The organism is Streptomyces cyaneofuscatus (assembly GCF_042718795.1).
Taxonomy (GTDB): domain Bacteria; phylum Actinomycetota; class Actinomycetes; order Streptomycetales; family Streptomycetaceae; genus Streptomyces; species Streptomyces cyaneofuscatus_A.
Window position 1 is genome coordinate 52,785 of record NZ_JBHXOX010000024.1, and the last position, 20,076, is coordinate 72,860.

General features: G+C 71.7%; 16 protein-coding genes. 7 read left to right on the forward strand and 9 right to left on the reverse strand.

Features of this window, described 5'->3' with window-relative positions; all coding sequences use genetic code 11:
• Positions 1–295: 295 nt before the first annotated feature.
• Positions 296–652 carry a hypothetical protein gene (locus tag ACFWRT_RS26050; RefSeq protein ID WP_380953734.1) on the forward strand — a complete coding sequence of 119 codons (357 nt, stop codon included), beginning with the start codon at positions 296–298 and terminating at the stop codon, positions 650–652.
• A 40-nt stretch (positions 653–692) separates the two neighbouring features.
• Here the strand turns inward: ACFWRT_RS26050 and ACFWRT_RS26055 are convergent, their stop codons facing one another.
• On the reverse strand, positions 693–1,391 hold the full coding sequence (locus tag ACFWRT_RS26055) for a class I SAM-dependent methyltransferase (RefSeq protein WP_380953733.1): 699 nt from the start codon (positions 1,389–1,391) through the stop codon (positions 693–695).
• A 56-nt stretch (positions 1,392–1,447) separates the two neighbouring features.
• Here ACFWRT_RS26055 and ACFWRT_RS26060 point away from each other — a divergent pair, with 56 nt between their 5' ends.
• Complete coding sequence (locus tag ACFWRT_RS26060) at positions 1,448–1,780, forward strand: DUF6343 family protein (RefSeq protein ID WP_380953732.1); 333 nt, start codon at positions 1,448–1,450, stop codon at positions 1,778–1,780.
• A 60-nt stretch (positions 1,781–1,840) separates the two neighbouring features.
• Here the strand turns inward: ACFWRT_RS26060 and ACFWRT_RS26065 are convergent, their stop codons facing one another.
• The 3 genes from ACFWRT_RS26065 to ACFWRT_RS26075 all read right to left on the reverse strand — a co-directional run bounded on the left by ACFWRT_RS26065 (position 1,841) and on the right by ACFWRT_RS26075 (position 3,997).
• Positions 1,841–2,209, reverse strand: a complete 369-nt coding sequence (locus tag ACFWRT_RS26065) for a tetratricopeptide repeat protein (protein WP_380953731.1) — start codon at positions 2,207–2,209, stop codon at positions 1,841–1,843.
• A gap of 177 nt (positions 2,210–2,386) precedes the next feature.
• The gene (gene coaE, locus ACFWRT_RS26070) at positions 2,387–2,992 is read right to left on the reverse strand and encodes a dephospho-CoA kinase (RefSeq protein ID WP_380953730.1); all 606 of its coding nucleotides are present in this window, start codon (positions 2,990–2,992) and stop codon (positions 2,387–2,389) included.
• A gap of 66 nt (positions 2,993–3,058) precedes the next feature.
• Complete coding sequence (locus ACFWRT_RS26075) at positions 3,059–3,997, reverse strand: PAC2 family protein (RefSeq protein WP_380953729.1); 939 nt, start codon at positions 3,995–3,997, stop codon at positions 3,059–3,061.
• A gap of 270 nt (positions 3,998–4,267) precedes the next feature.
• Between ACFWRT_RS26075 and ACFWRT_RS26080 the strand changes: the two genes are divergently transcribed.
• Positions 4,268–5,227, forward strand: a complete 960-nt coding sequence (locus ACFWRT_RS26080) for a right-handed parallel beta-helix repeat-containing protein (RefSeq protein WP_380953728.1) — start codon at positions 4,268–4,270, stop codon at positions 5,225–5,227.
• A 105-nt stretch (positions 5,228–5,332) separates the two neighbouring features.
• Here ACFWRT_RS26080 and rpsA read toward each other — a convergent pair whose 3' ends face one another.
• Complete coding sequence (rpsA, locus tag ACFWRT_RS26085) at positions 5,333–6,844, reverse strand: 30S ribosomal protein S1 (RefSeq protein ID WP_018512105.1); 1,512 nt, start codon at positions 6,842–6,844, stop codon at positions 5,333–5,335.
• A gap of 436 nt (positions 6,845–7,280) precedes the next feature.
• On the opposite strand from rpsA, the gene ACFWRT_RS26090 reads away from it, so the two are divergent.
• Together ACFWRT_RS26090 and hrpB are read left to right on the forward strand one after the other, a co-directional pair.
• Positions 7,281–8,111 (forward strand): class I SAM-dependent methyltransferase, encoded by an 831-nt coding sequence (locus ACFWRT_RS26090; RefSeq protein ID WP_380953727.1) that lies wholly within the window; start codon positions 7,281–7,283, stop codon positions 8,109–8,111.
• 63 nt (positions 8,112–8,174) lie between these two features.
• Positions 8,175–10,676 carry an ATP-dependent helicase HrpB gene (gene hrpB, locus ACFWRT_RS26095; protein WP_380953726.1) on the forward strand — a complete coding sequence of 834 codons (2,502 nt, stop codon included), beginning with the start codon at positions 8,175–8,177 and terminating at the stop codon, positions 10,674–10,676.
• Here hrpB and ACFWRT_RS26100 read toward each other — a convergent pair.
• The 3 genes from ACFWRT_RS26100 to ACFWRT_RS26110 form a co-directional block, all read right to left on the reverse strand.
• Positions 10,663–11,637 carry a cell envelope lipid trafficking protein PgfA gene (locus ACFWRT_RS26100; RefSeq protein WP_380953725.1) on the reverse strand — a complete coding sequence of 325 codons (975 nt, stop codon included), beginning with the start codon at positions 11,635–11,637 and terminating at the stop codon, positions 10,663–10,665. The two genes, hrpB and ACFWRT_RS26100, sit on opposite strands and share 14 nt — an antisense overlap.
• Positions 11,638–11,708: 71 nt before the next feature.
• Positions 11,709–11,846 (reverse strand): SPW_0924 family protein, encoded by a 138-nt coding sequence (locus ACFWRT_RS26105; protein ID WP_380953724.1) that lies wholly within the window; start codon positions 11,844–11,846, stop codon positions 11,709–11,711.
• Between the two features lie 157 nt (positions 11,847–12,003).
• Positions 12,004–13,767 carry a lytic transglycosylase domain-containing protein gene (locus ACFWRT_RS26110; protein ID WP_380953723.1) on the reverse strand — a complete coding sequence of 588 codons (1,764 nt, stop codon included), beginning with the start codon at positions 13,765–13,767 and terminating at the stop codon, positions 12,004–12,006.
• A gap of 201 nt (positions 13,768–13,968) precedes the next feature.
• Here ACFWRT_RS26110 and ACFWRT_RS26115 point away from each other — a divergent pair, with 201 nt between their 5' ends.
• Complete coding sequence (locus tag ACFWRT_RS26115) at positions 13,969–14,859, forward strand: DUF4184 family protein (protein WP_380953722.1); 891 nt, start codon at positions 13,969–13,971, stop codon at positions 14,857–14,859.
• An 81-nt stretch (positions 14,860–14,940) separates the two neighbouring features.
• On the opposite strand, the gene polA is transcribed toward ACFWRT_RS26115, so the two are convergent.
• Positions 14,941–17,652 carry a DNA polymerase I gene (gene polA, locus ACFWRT_RS26120; RefSeq protein ID WP_380953721.1) on the reverse strand — a complete coding sequence of 904 codons (2,712 nt, stop codon included), beginning with the start codon at positions 17,650–17,652 and terminating at the stop codon, positions 14,941–14,943.
• A gap of 119 nt (positions 17,653–17,771) precedes the next feature.
• Here polA and ACFWRT_RS26125 point away from each other — a divergent pair, with 119 nt between their 5' ends.
• Positions 17,772–20,057: an FdhF/YdeP family oxidoreductase gene (locus ACFWRT_RS26125; protein WP_380953720.1), complete on the forward strand. Its 2,286-nt coding sequence runs from the start codon at positions 17,772–17,774 to the stop codon at positions 20,055–20,057.
• Positions 20,058–20,076 lie beyond the last annotated feature (19 nt).

Consider the following 20,076-nt stretch of genomic DNA (forward strand, 5'->3'; position numbering starts at 1 on the left):
GGGTCTGACAACCCTTCCCTCGGTCACGTCACCGCAGCTCAGAGCGGTAGACGGGGTGCGCGGGACCGGCCCGGCACCGGTCACGCGCGGTGACGGGCGAACGGCCCGCCGCAGGGTCCGCTCCTCGCCCGGTCGGCCGCGCACGAAATGCCGGGGCGCTGGGGAGCGGGCAGGGTGGCCAGCGCCAGCACGTCTCCCCGGCGTACCGATGCGGGCCGGGAGGCGTACCGATGAGAACCGGACGAGACCCGGTGAGAGCCGGACGAGCACCGGACGAGCAGACGAGGACCCGCCCATGTCCGTGACCGCGCCCGACCTCCGCCGCCGACGCCGTCTCGGCGCCGTCGCCGCCGCCGCGCTCCTCGCCCTCACCGTCTCGGGCTGCTCGGGCCTCGGCCGCACCGCCGTCGGCCCGGTGACCTACCACACCGACCGCGAGGTGGAGGTACAGGTGAACAACCCCTCGGTACGCGGCTGCCACCGGCTGGCCCCCACCGGGGCTCGCGAGCTCGAGAACGGCACGCTGGTGGACATCATCCTCTACCCGACCCGCGACTGCACCGGCCGAGGGACGGCCTATGTGGCCACCCGGTTCAGCGACGTGGCACCCGAGAGCGGCCCGCCGTGGCGCAGCTACACCTTCGTGCACTGAGCGGTTTCACCGGGCGGGGACCACAGGCGGAGCCCGTACGTCAGGACGTGGGGCGGGCCAGCAGCCAGGTGCCGTCGTCGGTGAGCGTGCGGTCCACCGTCAGCCCCGCAGCCTCCAGGTGCCCGGCGAGCTGCTCCTCGGACAGCTCCCGCGACCGGAACGTCTGCGTCCACCGGGCGTCACCGAAGTCGTACTCCGCGCGCACCGAGCGCACCCCGTCCCCCACCGGCTCCGCCGAGACGATACGGATGCGGCAGCCGGACCGGTCGACCCGCTCCCACGGCAGCCCGGAACGGCGCGCGACGCCCTCGCGCTGGATGAGGACGATCCCGTCGTCCCTCACGTGTCTGCGGCAGACGCGCAGCATGCCGTCCCGCACCCGGTGCTCGCCCGCGTGGACCAGGAACGAGCCGAGCAGCACCACGTCGAAGCGCTCGGCGCCGAGGTCCAGCGTCTCGATGGGGCTGCGCACCGTCCGGGCGCCGACGATCTGCTCCAGCATCTCCGGCGACTCGTCCACCGCCGTCACCGTGAAGCCGCGCTCGACGAGCGGGTGCGTCACCCGGCCCGCTCCGCAGCCCAGTTCGAGCATGCTCGCGCCGGCGGGAGCGACCGACGCGATCACGTCCGGCTCCTCGCCGACGGCCAGGCGCCGGTAGAGCTCGACGGCGCACCCGTCCGGAGTGATGGCCCCCGGGCCCGTCCCCGCATATCCCTCACGTACCGGTGATTCACCCATGAAGGACCAACGGTCCGCACCAGGGCATCGGTTCCCGCCACGCGCCTCACGGGTCCATGCTGGAGGGTGAGGTGATGGCCATGCGTACCGGCAGTGAACCCGCGACCGCCCGCAGTCCGCTGCGGATGCGGCTCTGGCTGAGTCTCTGGGGGACGTTCTGGGCGCTCTTCGGCCTGGTGGCGTTCTTGCTGGTCGGGCGGCCGGGGTGGGCGGCGGCCTGCGCGGTGCTCCTCGCCCTGACACTCCTGGACCTCGGTGTGGTCATCCACCGCATGCGCCAGGGGGCGCACTACCAGCCGGGCCGGGATGTGCCCCCGTACGAACCGGACCGGGGCGGGCGCCCCCGGTGGCGCGGGCCGGACCCTGGGGACGGTACGAAACCGCCGTGACGGCCATGCGACCTTCGCGTCGGACCTGAGCCCCCGCGCTCACTCCCCCGCGTCGAACGCTCACTCCCCCGCGTCGAATTTGGCCGCCTTCAGGTACTCCGGCCTGGGATCCAGCGCCGCCGCGAGTCGGAAGTGGCGCATCGCCGCTTCCGGGCGGCCTGCCCGCTCGAAAGTGCGGGCCAGCGCGTGGTGGGCGAACGCGTTGTCCGGTTCGCGCTCCAGCACCAGCTCGAACTCCAGCTCGGCCGGGCGCAGTTGGGCGGAGGCGAAGAAGGCGCGGGCCCGCAGCAGCCGGGCGGCGGTGTTCTCCGGGTGGGCGGCGATCACCGAGTCGAGGAGTTTGACCGCGCCCCGGGGGTCCCGGGCGTCGAGCAGTTGCTCGGCCGCGCGGAAGTCGATGACATGGGTTTCCGGGTTGCTCTCGGGCACGGTCGCATCCTTCCCTTCGCTTCCGGGTTTTCAACATCCACCCCGGAGCGGGTATTCCGGTACGGAGGCCAGGGACGGGGCTCAGGCCGTTACGCGGGTCAGGCCGTTAGGGGCTGACCCCGTCACGGGGATCAGGCCGTTACGGGGGTCAGCCATCACGGGGGGCAGGCGCGGGGCTCAGGCCGTGGCGGCGGCCCTGCGGAGGAGTTCCTCCCAGACCCCGCGGACCTGCGGCTCCAGCGCCTCCAGCGGCCCGTCGTTGTCGACGGTGAGATCGGCGACGGCGAGGCGTTCCTCGCGGGTCGCCTGGGCGGCCATCCGGGCGCGGGCGTCGGACTCGGTCGTTCCGCGCCGGTTCACCAGCCGGTCGAGCTGGGTCTCGGGGGACGCGTCCACGACGACGACCAGGTCGTAGAAGGGGGCGAGACCGTTCTCGGCCAGCAGCGGTACGTCGTGGATGACGACGGCCTCCGCACCGGCCTCCCGCTCCAGCTCGGCGGCGCGGGCGCCGACCAGCGGGTGGACGATCGCGTTCAGCGCGGCGCGGCGGTCCGGGTCGGCGAAGACGATCGCACCGAGCGCCGGGCGGTCCAGGGTGCCGTCGGCGGTCAGGATGTCCGGCCCGAACTCCTCGACCACGGCCGCCAGACCGGGGGTTCCGGGCTCCACGACCTCGCGCGCGATCCGGTCGGAGTCGATCAGCACGGCACCGTACTCGACGAGTCGCCGCGACACTTCGCTCTTGCCGGCGCCGATCCCGCCGGTCAGGCCCACTTTCAGCATGGGCCGCAGCCTACGGGGCGGGGCAAGTCCCGCGGCGGCCACCCTCCCGCTCGGCTGCCCGGCGGCTCAGCCGTCGCCCTCCCGCTCGGCCAGGAAGCGCTCGAACTCGCGGCCGATCTCGTCGGCGGACGGCAGGTCGACCGGTTCGGCGACGAGGTTGCCGCGGGTTTCGGAGCCGGCGACCGCGTCGTACTGGTGCTCAAGGCCCTCGACGAGGGAGACGAGCTCCTCGTCACCCTGGCCGATCTGCCGGTCGATCTCGGTCTGGGTGCGGTGCGCCTCGGTGCGCAGGGAGTGCGCGAGCGCGGGCAGGACCAGGCCGGTCGCGGCGGTGATCGCCTCCAGCGCGGTCAGGGCCGCGTCCGGGTAGGCGGACCGGGCGACGTAGTGCGGGACGTGGGTGGCGACCCCGAGGACATCGTGGCCGGCTTCCATCAGCCGGTACTCGATGAGGGCCTCGGCCGAACCGGGGACCTGGGCCTCGTCGAAGGGGCTGCGGTGACCCGGCATCAGGTCGGTCCGGTTGCCGTGCGGGGTGATGCCGACGGGGCGGGTGTGCGGGACGCCCATGGGGATGCCGTGGAAGTTGACCGTGAGGCGGACGCCGAGGCGTTCGACGATCTGCTGCACGGCGGCGGCGAACCGCTCCCACTCCACGTCCGGCTCCGGGCCCGACAGCAGCAGGAAGGGCGCTCCGGTGGCGTCCTGGACGACCCGGACCTCCAGGGTCGGGGCCTCGAAGGACGTCCAGCGGTCGCGCCGGAAGGTCAGCAGCGGTCGCCGGGCGCGGTAGTCCACGAGCCGGTCGTGGTCGAAGCGGGCCACGACCTGGTGGGGCAGCGTTTCGAGCAGGCCGTCGACGATCTGCTCGCCGGTCTCACCCGCGTCGATGTATCCGTCGAAGTGGTAGAGCATGACCAGGCCGGCCGACTCCTGGGCCAGCGCCATGTCGACGACGGCCAGGCCCTTCGGCTCCCATTCGTACAAACTCTGCGGATCAGGCACGGTTACCGCTCCTCCTCGTGTTCCTTGGAAGAACGCGGCCGGCTGCATGAGCATTCCCGGCGTCCGCACTTTCCGGCGACGTGGCTTCACGGGGCGTCAGTTGCCGCACGCGCGTCAGCCGTCCACCCGGACAGCTATTGGTCCAGACCTTGACGGCGCCTGCGGCCGTCCCTACCGTCACTGGGCAACACGTTCAGAGACGCGTCCCGTATTCATGTACAGGAATGTACGGGAACGTTCTGGACCCCTCCGACGGGAAGGCCTCCCCCCATGCGTCCCCGTACCCCCCTCACCGCTCTCCTGGCCGCCGCCCTCGCCACCGGCGGCCTGGCCCTGACCGCGGCCCCCGCCCACGCGGCGGCCGTGATCGACGTCTCCACCGCGGCCCAGCTCAAGTCGGCGCTCACCACCGTCTCCCCCGGCGACACGATCCGGCTCGCCGACGGCACGTACACCGGGAACTTCAAGGCCACCCGGCCCGGCACCTCCGGCGCCCGGATCATCCTGACCGGCTCCAGCAAGGCCGTCCTGACGGCCGGCGGCGGCTACGGGCTGCACCTCAACGGCGCCTCGTACTGGACGGTCCACGGGGTGACGATCAAGGGCGGCCAGAAGGGCATCATGGCCGACACGGCGAACGGCGTCGTCATCGACGCGGTGACCGTCCACGACCTCGACATGGAGGGCGTCCACTTCCGTAAGTCCTCGCGCGACGGCGTACTGAAGAACTCCCGCATCTACGACACCGGGCAGAACGGGCGCGGCATGGGCGAGGGCGTGTACGTCGGGACGGCGAACGACCTCTCCGACCGGAGCGACAACGCGCAGATCCTGAACAACACGATCGGGCCGGATGTCCGCGGCGAGAACGTCGACATCAAGGAGGGCACCACCGGCGCCCGCATCATCGGCAACACCTTCGACGGCAACGGGCTCACCGGGGCCAACTACGACGACTCCTGGGTCGACGTGAAGGGCAACAACGTCCTGGTGGAGGGCAACAGGGGCTCCCGTACCACCAACAACGGCTACGAGACCCACACCCAGCAGAGCGGCTGGGGCTGCGGCACCGTCTTCCGGAACAACACCTCGAACCTGGCCGGCGCCACCGGCGACCGGCAGCTCGCCGTCAACGTCACCAACAACAGCGCCGACTGCCGCACCACGGTGTACGCGAGCAACACCGTCACCGGCGGCAGGGGGCTGACCAACATCACCGTGACGCCCTGACCGGCATCTGTATACGCGAGTGAGGCCCGCCCCCGAAGGGAACGGGCCTCACTCTCCGTGCTCTACAGCTTCACCGCAGCCGATGAGCCGTCGGGGTCCGGAGCGTCAGCTCTGGCCGCCCGCCAGCTTCTCGCGCAGGGCGGCGAGGGCCTCGTCCGACGCCAGGGCGCCGGAGTTGTCCGCCGACTCCGAGGAGTACGAACCGCCACCGGAGCCACCCGAGGCGGCCGGAGCGGCGCCGGCCGGGGCGGCAGCACCCTCGGCAGCGGCGGCCTCGTCGGCCTCGCGGGACTTGATGACCTGGGCCTGGTGCTGCTCGAAGCGCTGCTGCGCCTCGGCGTACTGGGTCTCCCAGACCTCGCGCTGCGCCTCGAAGCCCTCGAGCCAGTCGTTGGTCTCGGGGTCGAAGCCCTCGGGGTAGATGTAGTTGCCCTGGTCGTCGTACGACGCGGCCATGCCGTACAGCGTCGGGTCGAACTCGACCGAGGCCGGGTCGCCACCGAAGGACTCGTTGGCCTGCTTCAGCGAGAGGCTGATGCGGCGGCGCTCGAGGTCGATGTCGATGACCTTGACGAAGATCTCGTCGTTGACCTGGACGACCTGCTCCGGGATCTCCACGTGGCGCTCGGCCAGCTCGGAGATGTGGACCAGACCCTCGATGCCCTCGTCGACGCGGACGAACGCACCGAACGGAACGAGCTTCGTGACCTTACCCGGGACGACCTGACCGATCTGGTGCGTCCGGGCGAACTGCTGCCACGGGTCTTCCTGCGTCGCCTTGAGCGACAGGGAGACGCGCTCGCGGTCCATGTCGACGTCGAGAACCTCGACGGTGACTTCCTGGCCGACCTCGACAACCTCGGAGGGGTGGTCGATGTGCTTCCAGGAGAGCTCGGAGACGTGCACGAGACCGTCGACGCCACCCAGGTCCACGAAGGCACCGAAGTTGACGATCGAGGAGACGACGCCGGAGCGGACCTGACCCTTCTGGAGGGTGGTGAGGAACGTCTGGCGAACCTCGGACTGGGTCTGCTCGAGCCAGGCACGGCGGGACAGGACCACGTTGTTGCGGTTCTTGTCCAGCTCGATGATCTTCGCCTCGAGCTCCTTGCCCACGTAGGGCTGGAGGTCGCGGACACGACGCATCTCGACGAGCGACGCCGGGAGGAAGCCACGGAGGCCGATGTCGAGGATGAGACCACCCTTGACGACCTCGATGACGGTACCGGTGACGATCCCGTCCTCTTCCTTGATCTTCTCGATGGTGCCCCAGGCACGCTCGTACTGAGCGCGCTTCTTCGAGAGGATCAGGCGGCCTTCCTTGTCCTCCTTCTGGAGAACCAGGGCCTCGATCTCGTCGCCGACCTTGACGACCTCGTTCGGGTCGACGTCGTGCTTGATCGAGAGCTCGCGGCTCGGGATGACGCCTTCGGTCTTGTAACCGATGTCGAGGAGAACCTCGTCGCGGTCGACCTTGACGATGACACCGTCAACGATGTCGCCGTCGTTGAAGTACTTGATCGTCTCGTCGATCGCCGCGAGGAACGCGTCCGCGTCGCCGATGTCGTTGACCGCAACCTGCGGCGTGGTGGCGGTGGTCTCGGTGCTGCTCGTCATGTGGGAAAGGGCTCCGGTACGGACAGAGAGTCGTAGGTACTGCTACGCCGAAAGCCCGTATCGCCTCTGCAGAAGCCGGACAGCCTGGAAAGCGCGCAATCCGTTTCCGGAGAGACGCCTCGACAACCGAGGGGACATGCAACAGACGCGAGCGCGGCCTGCTAGGTCTGAGGCGCGCAGGCTCGCAGCGCAACTTGTAGCATACGGGGGCAGCCGGACAGGGTCAATGCGCGCAGGCGCGGACCGGGGACGCGACGGCCCCTCTACGGCCCTGTACCGGAGCAACTCCTGTTCTCCGAGGCGCGTTCGGGCCGATGCGACCCGGACACAATACGGCAGTGCGGCAAGGCGTCGCGCACACGCGTCCGTCTCCCGGCACCTACCCCTGGTACGTACCGCGTGCGGCGAGTGAAGGCAAACTACAACGACGGGCACGATGAGCCAAGAGATCCACGGGACCTCCACAGAGGAACCCGCAGAACCCGAAGCGACCCGGCGGGTGGCGGACGAGGCCGAGAGCAGCCGGGCCAGCCGGGGGTGGTGGGACCGCAACGCGGACGAATACCAGAACGATCACGGCTCCTTCCTGGGGGACGACCGCTTCGTCTGGGGCCCCGAAGGGCTGGACGAGGCGGAGGCAGGTCTGCTGGGGCCCGCCGCCTCCCTCAAAGGGCTCGACGTCCTGGAGATCGGCGCCGGGGCCGCACAGTGCTCGCGCTGGCTGGCCGGACAGGGCGCCCGCCCGGTGGCCCTCGACCTCTCCCACCGCCAGCTCCAGCACGCCCTGCGCATCGGCGAGGGGATCCCGCTGGTGGAGGCGGACGCGGGCCGGCTGCCGTTCCGGGGCGCCTCCTTCGACCTGGCCTGTTCCGCGTACGGGGCGGTGCCCTTCGTCGCCGACCCCGTGCAGGTCTTCCGCGAGGTCCACCGGGTGCTGCGGCCCGGCGGGCGGTGGGTCTTCTCCGTGACGCACCCGATCCGCTGGGCGTTCCCGGACGAGCCCGGGCCCGAGGGGCTCTCCGTCGCCGCCTCCTACTTCGACCGCGTCCCCTATGTCGAGCAGGACGAGGCCGGTGACGCCGTCTATGTGGAACACCACCGCACGCTCGGTGACCGGGTGAGGGACGTGGTGGCGGGCGGGTTCCGGCTGGTCGACCTCGTCGAACCGGAATGGCCCGCGTGGAACGACCAGGAGTGGGGCGGCTGGTCCCCGCTGCGCGGCAACCTGATCCCGGGGACCGCGATCTTCGTGTGCGAGCGGGACTGAGGTTCTTCGTGTGCGAGCGGGACTGACCGTTCGTACCCGAAGCGCCCGTACGACACTGGGACCGTGATCCGCACCGAAGCCCTGGACCGTCTCCCCGTCCGCACCGCCGTCCCCGCCCTGGAGCACGCGCTCGACGAGCGGGGTGTCGCCGTCCTGTGCGCCCCGCCCGGGACCGGCAAGACGACCCTCGTACCGCTGGTCCTGGCCGGGCTGACCGGGGCCGGGCCGGTGCGCCGGGTCGCGGTCGCCGAGCCGCGCCGGATCGCCGCGCGGGCGGCGGCGCGGCGGATGGCGTGGCTGCTGGGCGAGCGGCCGGGCGGGCGGGTCGGCTTCACCGTGCGCGGGGAGCGCGTGGTGGGGCGGGACACGGTGGTGGAGGTCGTGACCACCGGGGTGCTGCTCCAGCGGCTCCAGCGGGACCAGGAGCTGGCCGGGGTCGAGGTGGTGATCATCGACGAGTGCCATGAGCGCCATCTGGACGCCGACACGGTGGCCGCGTTCCTCCTGGACGTACGGGAGGCGATCCGGCCCGATCTGCGGCTGGTGGCGGCCTCCGCGACGACGGACGCGGAGGGGTGGGCGCGGCTGCTGGGCGATGCGCCGGTCGTCGAGGCCGAGGGGGTCTCGTACCCGGTGGAGGTCGTCTGGGCGCCGCCCGCACGGCCGGTGAAGCCGCCGCACGGGATGCGCGTCGACCCTGCCCTGCTGACACATGTGGCGGCGACCGTGCGGCGGGCCCTGGCCGAGCGGGAGGGGGACGTGCTCTGCTTCCTGCCCGGTGTCGGGGAGATCGCGCGGGTCGCCGGGCAGCTCGCCGGGGTGGACGCCGAGGTGCTCCAGGTGCACGGGCGCGCCCCGGCCGCCGTACAGGACGCGGTGCTCGCCGGGTCCTCGGAAGGGAGGCGGGTGGTCCTGGCGACCTCGGTGGCGGAGTCGTCGCTGACGGTGCCGGGCGTGCGGGTCGTCGTCGACTCGGGCCTCGCCCGGGAACCCCGTACCGACCACGCCCGGGGCCTGAGCGCCCTGACCACCGTACGGGCCTCGCAGGCGGCCGGACGCCAGCGTGCGGGCCGGGCGGGGCGGGAGGCGGCCGGGGCGGTGTACCGGTGCTGGGAGCAGGCCGAGGACGGGCGGCTCGCGCGCTTCCCCGCCCCCGAGATCAAGGTGGCCGACCTCGCGGCGTTCGCGCTCCAGGCGGCGTGCTGGGGCGATCCGGGCGCCTCCTCGCTCGCCCTGCTGGACCCGCCGCCCGCCGGGGCCATGGGCGCCGCCCGCGAGGTGCTGGAGGCGATCGGCGCGGTGGACGCGGACGGACGGGTCACCGACCGGGGCGTACGGATGTCCCGGCTCGGGCTGCATCCCCGACTGGCGCGGGCGTTGCTGGACGGCGCGGAGGAGGCCGGGGCGCGGCGGGCGGCGGAGGTGGTCGCGCTGCTGAGCGAGGAGCCGCCGAGGGAGTACGGGGACGATCTGGCGGCGGCGCTGCGGACCGCCCGCCGGGGGCAGGACGGGTACGCGGGGCGCTGGAAGCAGGAGGTGCGGCGGCTGTCGGCCCAGGTGAGCGGTACCGGAACCGACGGGACCCGCTCCGATGACGCCGTCGTCGGGCTCGTCGCCGCCCTGGCCTTTCCGGAGCGGGTGGCGCGGGCCCGGGGCGACGGGGCCTTCCTCATGGTGTCGGGTACGGGCGCGGAGCTGCGGGAGACCTCCCGGCTGCGCAGCTCGCCCTGGCTGGCCGTCGCCGTCGCGGACCGGCCCTCCCACGCGGCCTCGGCCCGGGTGCGGCTGGCGGCGGTGGTCGACGAGGAGACCGCGCTCCTGGCCGCCGGGCATCTGCGGGTGCGGGGCGAGGAGGTCCGCTGGGTGGACGGCGCGGTGGTGGCCCGGTCGGTGGACCGGGTGGGGGCGGTGGAGCTGGCGGTACGGCCGCTGAGGCAGCCGGACCCGGAGCTGGTGCGCGGGGCCTTGGTGGAGGGGCTCCGGCGGGAGGGGCTCGGGCTGCTGCGGTGGACCCGGGACAGTGAGCAGTTCCGGCTGCGGCTGGCGTTCCTGCACCGGGTGGTGGGCGCGCCGTGGCCCGACGTGTCGGACGAGGCGCTGCTGGCGGAGCCGGGTGCCTGGCTGGAGCCGGAGCTGTCGCGGGCCAGGCGCCGCTCCGACCTGGGCCGGATCGACGCGGGGCAGGCGCTGCGCCGGCTGCTGCCGTGGGCGACGGGTGAGGCGGTGCGGCTGGACGAGCTGGCGCCGGAGCGGATCAAGGTGCCGAGCGGCTCCCGTATCCGGGTCGAGTACGGCGGCGAGCAGCCCGTACTGGCGGTGAAGCTCCAGGAGTTGTTCGGGCTCAGCGAGACGCCCACGGTGGCCGGGGTGCCGGTCCTGGTCCACCTGCTCTCCCCCGCCGGGCGGCCCGCCGCCGTCACGGCGGACCTGGCGTCGTTCTGGCAGGACGGCTACCAGGCCGTACGGGCGGAGCTGCGCGGCCGCTACCCGAAGCATCCGTGGCCGGAGGACCCCGCGACCGTACCGGCGACGCGGTACACCTCGGCGCGGCTCAAGCGGTCGTAGGGGTCCCAGGGGCCTGCGGCCGCCGCGACCGCGCCTCCAGCCACAGCGCCAGCGCGAGCAGGCCGATGCCGAGGCCCAGGAAGCCCCACGGCAGGTACGAGGTGAGCAGGAGGACCAGGACGCGCTGGGACTTCACCAGCTCGACGGTGTCCACGATGTAGTCCTCGCGCATCTTCACATGGCCGGAGAACGCGGTGACGGTGTCCTCGGACATGCCCATCTTCTTCGCGTTGCGCAGTTCCTCCTCGTGGATCTCCTCGCCGTTGACCGGGGCCCCGGTGACGGGGTCGACCCAGAACATGCGCTTGGTGGTGTACCAGCGGGTCATGCCGGTCTGCGCGATCTGCTCGGCGGTGACGCCCTCGATGGGCATCTTCTTCGGCATCGGGACCTTGGTCCACGGGATGGTCTGCTCGAAGTAGTAGACCTCCAGGCCGCGGAAGGTGCGGGTGCCCTCGTAGTGGATGGGGGCGGTGGTACGGGACTGGGCGTCGAAGTACTCGTAGTCCCGCTTCTCCGTGAGGAAGGGCCATTTGAACTCGATGCCGGTGCGGCGGACCGGGTCGCCGTCGACCATCTCGCCGGTGGCGTTGACGGGGGCCTGGGTGTGGGCGTCGAAGATGTAGCGCTCGGGTATGGCGGAGACCATCCTGCCGTCGGGGCCCTCGATGTAGGAGAGCGCGTCCCAGACGACGACGTCGCGTCCGGCGCTGCGTTCGATCCTCTCGGACTCCTCCACGTTGCCCTTGAGCGTCTGGACGATGGTGACCTTCTCGACCTCCTTCGCCTTGAGGGTCGTGTAGTCGAGGAGGGTGGCGGGCTTCGCCTCCAGGACGACCTCCTGGTACTGGTTCGGCGGGACCTTGGCCAGGCGGGGGAAGGCGTACCAGCGCAGCAGCGGGGACAGGGCGGCGAAGAAGACGGCGAAGGCGAGGAGGACGAGACCGGCTCGGCGGCGCATGGTGGTGGACCTCTCCCTTGCTGGGCTTCTGCTTGCTGGGCTTCTACTTGCTGGGTCTACTGCTTGCCGGGCTACTGCTTGGGGCCCGGGACGGTGGTGAGCAGCGGTTTCGGCGAGGTCTCGCCCGGCGGGGAGCCGACGGCGGAGAGCGTGAGCACGAGCGCGAGGGCTGCGGCCAGACCGATGACGGCGGCGACGAGAGCACGCATGCTCGACCTCCCGGGACGGTGAACTGACGGTTCGTCAGAGGTGGGGCACCGTAGCAACCGGGGCGCGAGATGAGAACACGGACGCGAGAGGGAACAGAGAGGACCGACAGCCCCCGCGCCGGGCGGGCGCGGGGGCTGTCGTGGCAAGCGGCCTGGGTCAGGCTTCGGGAGTTGCCGTCTCCTCGGGTGCCGTCTCCTCCGGGGCCTGGACGGTGAGCTCGATGACGACCGAGCCGCCGCCCTCGGTGGTGAGCCGCAGCTTGTACGTGCCCGGGTTCTCGTCGGCGAAGACCTCCGGGAGCTGGAGCAGGCCGTCGGCGCCCGTGGTGAGCTCCAGGGTGCGCAGCGGCTTTCCGGCCGCGTCCTTGAAGTACGGGCCCTTGTCGTTGTCGATGAGCCCCAGGCTGTCCTTGACCATGGTGGCGGTGACGGCCACTCCGGCGACGGCAACGCCCTTGTGGGTGGCCTTGACGGTGACGGCGTCGGCGAACTTCTCGCCGGGCGCGGCGACGAGCGCCTCCTCGCCGACCCGGACGATCTTGTCGGCCTGGCGGGCGGTGACGCTCGCCGCGTAGGTCAGGGTGCGGGGCCGGGTGGCCCCCGCGGTGGCCGTCACGCTGAACTCGCCGGCCTTCTCGCCCGCCTTGAGCGCGGGTGCGGTGGCGGTGCCGTCGGCCTTGCTGATAACCGTGACCGTCTTCTTGCCGCCCTCGAAGAGGGTGCCGGTGCTCCCGGTGACGGTGAAGGTGACGGGCAGCTTGGCCATCGGTGCGCCGAGGGCGTTGCGGGCGCGGACGGAGACCCGCTCCTCGAACGTCCCGCCGGCGGTGGCGGTGAGGGGGCCGGTGCCCGCGTTCTCCAGGGAGCCGAAGGTCTCGGCCGGAGGCGGGGTCGGCTTCGGGGGCGGCGTCGGCCGGGGAGGCGGCGTCGGGGTCGGGCTGGTGGTGCCGTCGCCGGGCTTCGAGGGGCTCGGGCTCGGCTTCGTACCGCCGGGCTTGGAGGGGGACGGGGAGGGCGTCGGGCTCGTCGTGCCGCCGGGGGTGGGGCTCACCGTCCCGACGGGGCGCGGGATGGGGCTCGGCGTCGGGGTGCTCGGCACGGTGGGAAGGACTCCGCTGCCGTCGGGCACCTCGTGCGTACCGCGCTGGTAGTACGCGAACCAGGAGCGGACCGTACGCAGGTACTCCGTCGACTGGTTGTAGCTCAGCACCGCCCGGTCGAGATCGGCGGCGACGGCGAGGTTCCGGCCGCCCGCGCAGAGGTAGCGGCCGGCGGCGAGCGCCGCGTCGTAGATGTTGTTGGGGTCCTTGCGGCCGTCGCCGTTCGCGTCCTGGCCCCAGGTGGCCCAGGTGGACGGGATGAACTGCATCGGGCCGACCGCGCGGTCGTGGACGGCGTCGCCGTCGTACGCCCCGCCGTCGGTGTCCTCGATCAGCGCGAAGCCCTGGCCGTTGAGGGCCGGGCCGAGGATCGGGGTGGGGGTGGTGCCGTTCGCGTCGACCTGGCCGCCGCGGGCCTGGCCGGACTCGACCTTGCCGATCGCCGCCAGGAGTTGCCAGGGCAGCCGGCAGGCCGGGTCGGTGGTTCCGACGGTTCGCTCGGCCTGCTTGTACGCGGCCAGGACCGAGGCCGGGATGCCCGCTTCCGCACTGCCGGTGGCGGCCGGGAGATTGCTGGACGAACCGGGGCGATCCGGCGTGACCAGGGGCGGAAGGTCGGTGTAGTACGGCGAGTTGCCGGTGGCGGCGCCGTCCTGCGGACCGCCCGACTCACCGCCGGCGGTCTGCTGGTCGCCGCCCGCGGCCCCCTCGGCCAGCGGTGCCGCGGGTGCCTGGGACGCCGCGAGCGCCGCCACGGCGGCCGCCGCCACCGCGGTGGTCGTGGCCCCCTTGCGCAGCCGTCGGCGAATGTGCGCTGCCATACGTTCCGGTCCCTCCCCCTCGAAGGCTGCTCGCGCTCCCCAGCGCAGGACTCATGCGACCCTACGGCACCTCATGGCGCCCAGGCACCGCACCCTGACCGCCTCTTACTGTTTTTTCACGTTCCCGCGCACACATGGTCCGGGAGGGCAGCGGAGGGTGCCCCGACGTACGGCGCCGGGCGGTCGCGCATACTTGCCGCCATGCCGTTCACCCTCAGCCATGCCGCCGCCGTGCTCCCGGTGATCCGCCGGAACGGGACCGTCCGCTGGAGGCTGTTCCCCTCGGCCCTCGTCGCCGGTTCGTTCGCGCCCGACGTCACCTACTTCGCGGACACGGTGATCCCCGGGGCCATGAGGTTCGGCGACTTCACGCACACCTTCCTCGGCGTGGTCACCGTGAACGTGCTGATCGCCGCCGTGCTGGTGGCGGTCTGGGTGGCGCTGCGCGAACCGCTGGTGGCGCTCCTTCCGGTACGCGTACGGGGCCGCGTCCACGCTCTCGTACGCGGACAGCGGTGGAACCGGCGGACGTTCGGGCCCGGCGCCTGGATGTGGTTCGTGCGGTCGGCCGCACTGGGCGCGGCCACGCATGTGGTGTGGGACGCGTTCACCCATCACAGCCGGTGGGGGACGGAGCTGCTGCCCTTCCTGAACCGGTCCGTCGGGGGCTTCCCGCTCTACCAGTTCGCGCAGTACGGCAGTTCGGCCCTGGCCCTGGTGGTGCTCGGCTGGTTCCTGCTCACCGCTCTGCGGCGCACGGTCGCGACCCCGGTGCCGGAGGCGCTCCCGGCGCTCGGCCGGGGTGAGCGGTGGGGCGCGCTCGGGCTGCTGGCCGGCTGCATGGTGGTGGGGATCGTCCACCGGTGCGTGCGCTTCTACGCCCACTTCGGGGGCATCGAGAACCCGCTCGACATCATCCCGACCGCCTGTTTCGGCGCGGGCGCGGGGCTGGCTGGCGGACTGCTGCTGTACGGGGTGTGGATGCGGCTGTTGCGTGGACGCCGGCGGTCGGCGGAGAGCCCGGAAGCCACCTCCGTACCGTCCATGGCGGATGCGTCCCGTGCGGAGGAGTCCGCAGCGGAGCGGACGTAGCGGGACGGGGGAGGGCCCGGAACCGTGGTGCGGTTCCGGGCCCTCCCCCGTGGCTCAGTGGGCCACTCGGCTTCCCGTGGCTCAGTGCGCCGCCGACTCCCAGTCCTTGCCGACGCCGACCGAGACGTCCAGCGGGGCGCGCAGCTCCACCGCGTTCGCCATCTCGTGGCGCAGGATCTCCTCCACCTGCTTCCGCTCGCCCTTGGCGATCTCCAGCACGATTTCGTCGTGGACCTGGAGCAGCATCCGCGAGGTCAGCTCCGCCTCCCGCAGCGCCTTGTCCACCCGCAGCATCGCCACCTTCACGATGTCCGCCGCCGTGCCCTGGATCGGGGCGTTGAGCGCCATCCGCTCGGCGGCCTCGCGACGCTGGCGGTTGTCGCTGTTCAGGTCGGGGAGGTAGCGGCGGCGGCCGAGGATGGTCTCCGTGTAGCCGGTGGCGCGTGCTTCCTCGACGACCCGGTGGAGGTAGTCCCGGACCCCGCCGAACCGCTCGAAGTAGGTGTCCATCAGCACCCGTGCCTCGGCCGGGTCGATGTTCAGCTGCTGGGAGAGGCCGAACGCGGAGAGGCCGTAGGCCAGTCCGTACGACATGGCCTTGATCTTGCGGCGCATCTCCGCGTCGACCGCCGTCTTCTCCACGCCGAAGACCTGGGAGGCGACCGTGGTGTGCAGGTCCTCGCCGGAGGTGAACGCCTCGATGAGACCGGCGTCCTCGGAGAGGTGGGCCATGACCCGCAGCTCGATCTGGCTGTAGTCCGCGGTCATCAGCGTCTCGAAGCCCTCACCGACGACGAAGCCCCGGCGGATCGCCCGGCCCTCGTCGGTGCGGACCGGGATGTTCTGCAGGTTCGGGTCGGTGGAGGAGAGCCGGCCGGTCGCCGCCACCGTCTGGTTGAACGTGGTGTGGATGCGGCCGTCGGCGGCGATCGTCTTGATCAGGCCCTCGACCGTGACCCGGAGCTTGGCCTGCTCGCGGTGGCGCAGCATCAGGACCGGCAGCTCGTGCTCGGTCTGCGCGGCCAGCCACGCCAGCGCGTCCGCGTCCGTGGTGTATCCGGTCTTCGTCTTCTTCGTCTTCGGCAGGCCCAGCTCACCGAAGAGGATCTCCTGGAGCTGCTTGGGCGAACCGAGGTTGAACTCCCGGCCCACCGCCGCGTGCGCCTCCTTCACCGCCTGCTGCACGGTCCCGGCGAACTGCTGCTCCATGGACTCCAGATGGGCCCGGTCCGCGGCGATGCCGTGCCGCTCCAGACGGGCCAGGAGGATCGAGGTCGGCAGCTCCATGTCATGGAGCAGCTCGGTGGCGTTGACCTCCTTCAGGCGGGTCGTGAACGCGTCGCCCAGGTCCAGCACGGCGCGGGCCTGCGCCATCAGGGCGTCCTGCTCGGCCCGGTCGTCCGCGCCGAAGGCCAACTGCCCGTCGGAGGCGGCGGCCGGGGCCAGCTCACGGCCCAGATACTCCACGGCCAGCGCGTCCAGGGCGAAGGAGCGACGGCCCGGCTTCACCAGATACGCGGCGAGCGCGGTGTCCATGGTGACGCCTTCGAGCTGCCAGCCGTGCTCCGGGAAGACCCGCATCACGTTCTTCGCGTTGTGCAGGACCTTCGGCCGCTGCGGGTCCGCCACCCACGCGGCGAACGCCCGCTCGTCGGCCTCCTCCAACTGCGTCGGGTCCAGCCAGGCGGCGGCCCCGTCGGCGGCAGCGAGCGCGACCTCGGTGACCGTACCGGCACCCAGCGACCAGGTGTCCACCGTCATCACGCCGAGCGGCTGCGCACCGTGCGCCTCCAGCCACGGGGCGACCTCACCCGAGCCGAGGACCGTGCCGTCCAGCTCGATACCGGCGGCGGGCGCGGGCGGCTCGGCCTCCGCCGCACCCGGGTCGACGGCGAGGAGACGCTCGCGCAGGCTCGGGTTGCGGATCTCCAGTATGTCCAGGATGCCGGTGACCGCCGAGCGGTCGTACGGAGCACGCTCCAGGTCGGTCGCGGACTTCGGCAGCTCCACGTCCCGGACCATCTCGGTCAGCACCCGGTTCATCTTCACCGCGTCCAGGTGGTCCCGGAGATTCTGCCCGGCCTTGCCCTTGACCTCGTCCGCCCGCTCCATCAGCTCACCGAACGAACCGAACTGGTTGATCCACTTCGCGGCCGTCTTCTCACCGACGCCGGGAATGCTCGGAAGGTTGTCCGACGGGTCGCCGCGCAGGGCCGCGAAGTCCGGATACTGCTGGGGGGTGAGCCCGTACTTCTCGACGATCTTCTCCGGGGTGAACCGGGTCAGCTCGGAGACGCCCTTCGTGGGGTACAGCACGGTCACGTTCTCCGTGATCAGCTGGAAGGAGTCCCGGTCGCCGGTGACGATCAGCACCTCGAACCCGGCCGCCTCGGCCTGCGTCGCCAGCGTCGCGATGACGTCGTCCGCCTCGAACCCGTCCACCGCGAACCGGTCCGCGTGCATCGCGTCCAGCAGCTCGCCGATCAGCTCCACCTGCCCCTTGAACTCGTCGGGGGTCTTGGAGCGGTTCGCCTTGTACTCCGGGAACTCCTGCGCCCGCCACGTCTTGCGGGACACGTCGAACGCCACCGCGAAGTGCGTGGGCGCCTCGTCACGCAGGGTGTTCGCCAGCATCGACATGAAGCCGTACACGGCATTCGTCGGCTGCCCCACCGCCGTCGTGAAATTCTCCGCGGGCAGGGCGAAGAACGCCCGGTACGCCAGGGAGTGCCCGTCCATGAGGAGCAGGCGCGGTCGGTTGTCTGCCGTCTTCTTCGATGCCGTCTCAGCCACGCCCCCGATCCTGCCACGGCCCACTGACAATCCGGACCGGGCACGGCCTTGCGCACCCGTGACAGGATCGATGGTGAGGACACAGAACATGTGGAGAGCGCTCGAAGGGGAGCAGCATCATGGCCAGCAAGCCGCCGACCGGTGACCCGGTCCAGGACGCCCCGCAGGTCGAAGCGGCCCCGCACGCCGCCGCCGGGCTGCCCGCCGTGGCCCACTCCCTGCGCATCGCCCAGCAACAGATGGGGGTGCGCCGCACCGCGCAGACCCTCCTCAAGGTCAACCAGAAGGACGGCTTCGACTGCCCCGGCTGCGCCTGGCCCGAAGGCGACAAGCGCCACACCGCCGAATTCTGCGAGAACGGGGCGAAGGCCGTCGCCGAAGAGGCGACGCTGCGCCGCGTCACCCCCGACTTCTTCGCCGCCCACCCCGTCGCCGACCTCGCCGAACGCAGCGGCTACTGGCTCGGCCAGCAGGGCAGGATCACCCAGCCGGTGTACCTCCCCGAAGGCGCCGACCGGTACGAGGCCATCACCTGGGAGCGCGCTTTCGCGATCATCGCCGAGGAGCTGACCGCGCTCTCCTCCCCCGACGAGGCCCTCTTCTACACCTCCGGGCGCACCAGCAACGAGGCCGCGTTCCTCCTCCAGCTCTTCGCCCGCGAGTTCGGCACCAACAACCTCCCCGACTGCTCCAACATGTGCCACGAGTCGTCCGGCTCGGCGCTCAACGAGACCATCGGCATCGGCAAGGGCAGTGTCTCCCTGGAGGACATCCACCAGGCCGACCTGATCATCGTCGCCGGGCAGAACCCCGGCACCAACCACCCCCGGATGCTCTCCGCCCTGGAGAAGGCCAAGCAGTCCGGAGCGAAGATCATCTCGGTGAACCCGCTCCCCGAAGCCGGCATGGAGCGGTTCAAGAACCCCCAGACACCGCACGGCATGGTCAAGGGCACCCCGCTCAACGACCTCTTCCTCCAGATCCGCATCGGCGGCGACCAGGCCCTCTTCCGCCTCCTCAACAAGCTGATCCTCGCCACCGAAGGCGCCGTCGACACCACCTTCGTCACCGAACACACCCACGGCTACGAGGAGTTCGCCCAGGCCGCCGAAGCCGCCGACTGGGACGAGACCCTCACCGCCACCGGCCTCACCCGAGCTGAGATCGAGCAGGCCCTCGCCCTCGTCCTCGCCTCGCGGCGCACCATCGTCTGCTGGGCCATGGGCCTCACCCAGCACAAGCACTCCGTTCCCACCATCCGGGAAGTCGTCAACTTCCTTCTCCTGCGCGGGAACATCGGCCGCCCCGGCGCCGGGGTCTGCCCGGTGCGCGGCCACTCCAACGTCCAGGGCGACCGCACCATGGGCATCTTCGAACGGCCCGCACCCGCCTTCCTCGACGCCCTCGACAAGGAGTTCGGCATCACCTCGCCCCGCCACCACGGCCTGGACGTGGTGCGCTCCATCCAGGCCCTGCGCGACGGCGAGGCCAAGGTCTTCTTCGCCATGGGCGGCAACTTCGTCGCCGCCACCCCCGACACCGCCGTCACCGAGGCCGCCATGCGCCGCGCCCGCCTCACCGTCCACGTCTCCACCAAGCTCAACCGCTCCCACGCCGTCACCGGCACCCGCGCGCTGATCCTCCCGACGCTCGGCCGCACCGACAAGGACGTCCAGGCGAGCGGCAAACAGTTCGTGACCGTCGAGGACTCCATGGGCATGGTCCACGCCTCCCGCGGCAACCTCACCCCCGCGAGCCCCCACCTCCTCTCCGAGCCGGCCATCGTCGCCCGCCTCGCCCGGGCGGTGCTCGGCGCCGACTCCCGTACGGAATGGGAGGAGTTCGAGCGGGACTACGCCACCATCCGCGACCGCATCTCCCGCGTCGTCGCCGGCTTCGAGGACTTCAACACCCGCCTCGCCGCCCACCCCGGCGGCTTCGCCCTCCCCCACGCCCCCCGCGACGAACGCCGCTTCCCCACCGCCACCGGCCGCGCCAACTTCACCGCCGCCCCCGTCGAGTTCCCCGAACTCCCCGCAGGCAGGCTCCTGTTGCAGACCCTGCGCTCCCACGACCAGTACAACACCACCATCTACGGCCTCGACGACCGCTACCGCGGCATCAAGGGCGGCCGCCGCATCATCATGGTCAACCCCGACGACGCGGCCGCCCTCGGCCTCACCGACGGCTCCTACACCGACCTCGTCAGCGAGTGGAAGGACGGCGTGGAGCGCCGCGCGGAGGGCTTCCGCGTCGTCCACTACCCCACCGCCCGCGGCTGCGCCGCCGCCTACTACCCGGAGACCAACGTCCTGGTCCCCCTCGGCTCCACCGCCGACACCAGCAACACCCCCGCCAGCAAGTCGGTCGTCATCCGTTTCGAGAAAGCGGAGGCCACCGGCTGAAAACCGCCACCCCCTAAGC

What these genes read in the sequence shown, in the direction of transcription:
- ACFWRT_RS26090 (WP_380953727.1), top strand. Translation starts at nt 7,281, where the DNA reads ATGAGCCAAGAGATCCACGGGACCTCCACAGAGGAACCCGCAGAACCC.
- ACFWRT_RS26100 (WP_380953725.1), bottom strand. Translation starts at nt 11,637, where the DNA reads ATGCGCCGCCGAGCCGGTCTCGTCCTCCTCGCCTTCGCCGTCTTCTTC.
- ACFWRT_RS26055 (WP_380953733.1), bottom strand. Translation starts at nt 1,391, where the DNA reads ATGGGTGAATCACCGGTACGTGAGGGATATGCGGGGACGGGCCCGGGG.
- ACFWRT_RS26080 (WP_380953728.1), top strand. Translation starts at nt 4,268, where the DNA reads ATGCGTCCCCGTACCCCCCTCACCGCTCTCCTGGCCGCCGCCCTCGCC.
- ACFWRT_RS26060 (WP_380953732.1), top strand. Translation starts at nt 1,448, where the DNA reads ATGCTGGAGGGTGAGGTGATGGCCATGCGTACCGGCAGTGAACCCGCG.
- rpsA (WP_018512105.1), bottom strand. Translation starts at nt 6,844, where the DNA reads ATGACGAGCAGCACCGAGACCACCGCCACCACGCCGCAGGTTGCGGTC.
- ACFWRT_RS26105 (WP_380953724.1), bottom strand. Translation starts at nt 11,846, where the DNA reads ATGCGTGCTCTCGTCGCCGCCGTCATCGGTCTGGCCGCAGCCCTCGCG.
- ACFWRT_RS26125 (WP_380953720.1), top strand. Translation starts at nt 17,772, where the DNA reads ATGGCCAGCAAGCCGCCGACCGGTGACCCGGTCCAGGACGCCCCGCAG.
- coaE (WP_380953730.1), bottom strand. Translation starts at nt 2,992, where the DNA reads ATGCTGAAAGTGGGCCTGACCGGCGGGATCGGCGCCGGCAAGAGCGAA.
- ACFWRT_RS26110 (WP_380953723.1), bottom strand. Translation starts at nt 13,767, where the DNA reads ATGGCAGCGCACATTCGCCGACGGCTGCGCAAGGGGGCCACGACCACC.
- ACFWRT_RS26115 (WP_380953722.1), top strand. Translation starts at nt 13,969, where the DNA reads ATGCCGTTCACCCTCAGCCATGCCGCCGCCGTGCTCCCGGTGATCCGC.
- ACFWRT_RS26050 (WP_380953734.1), top strand. Translation starts at nt 296, where the DNA reads ATGTCCGTGACCGCGCCCGACCTCCGCCGCCGACGCCGTCTCGGCGCC.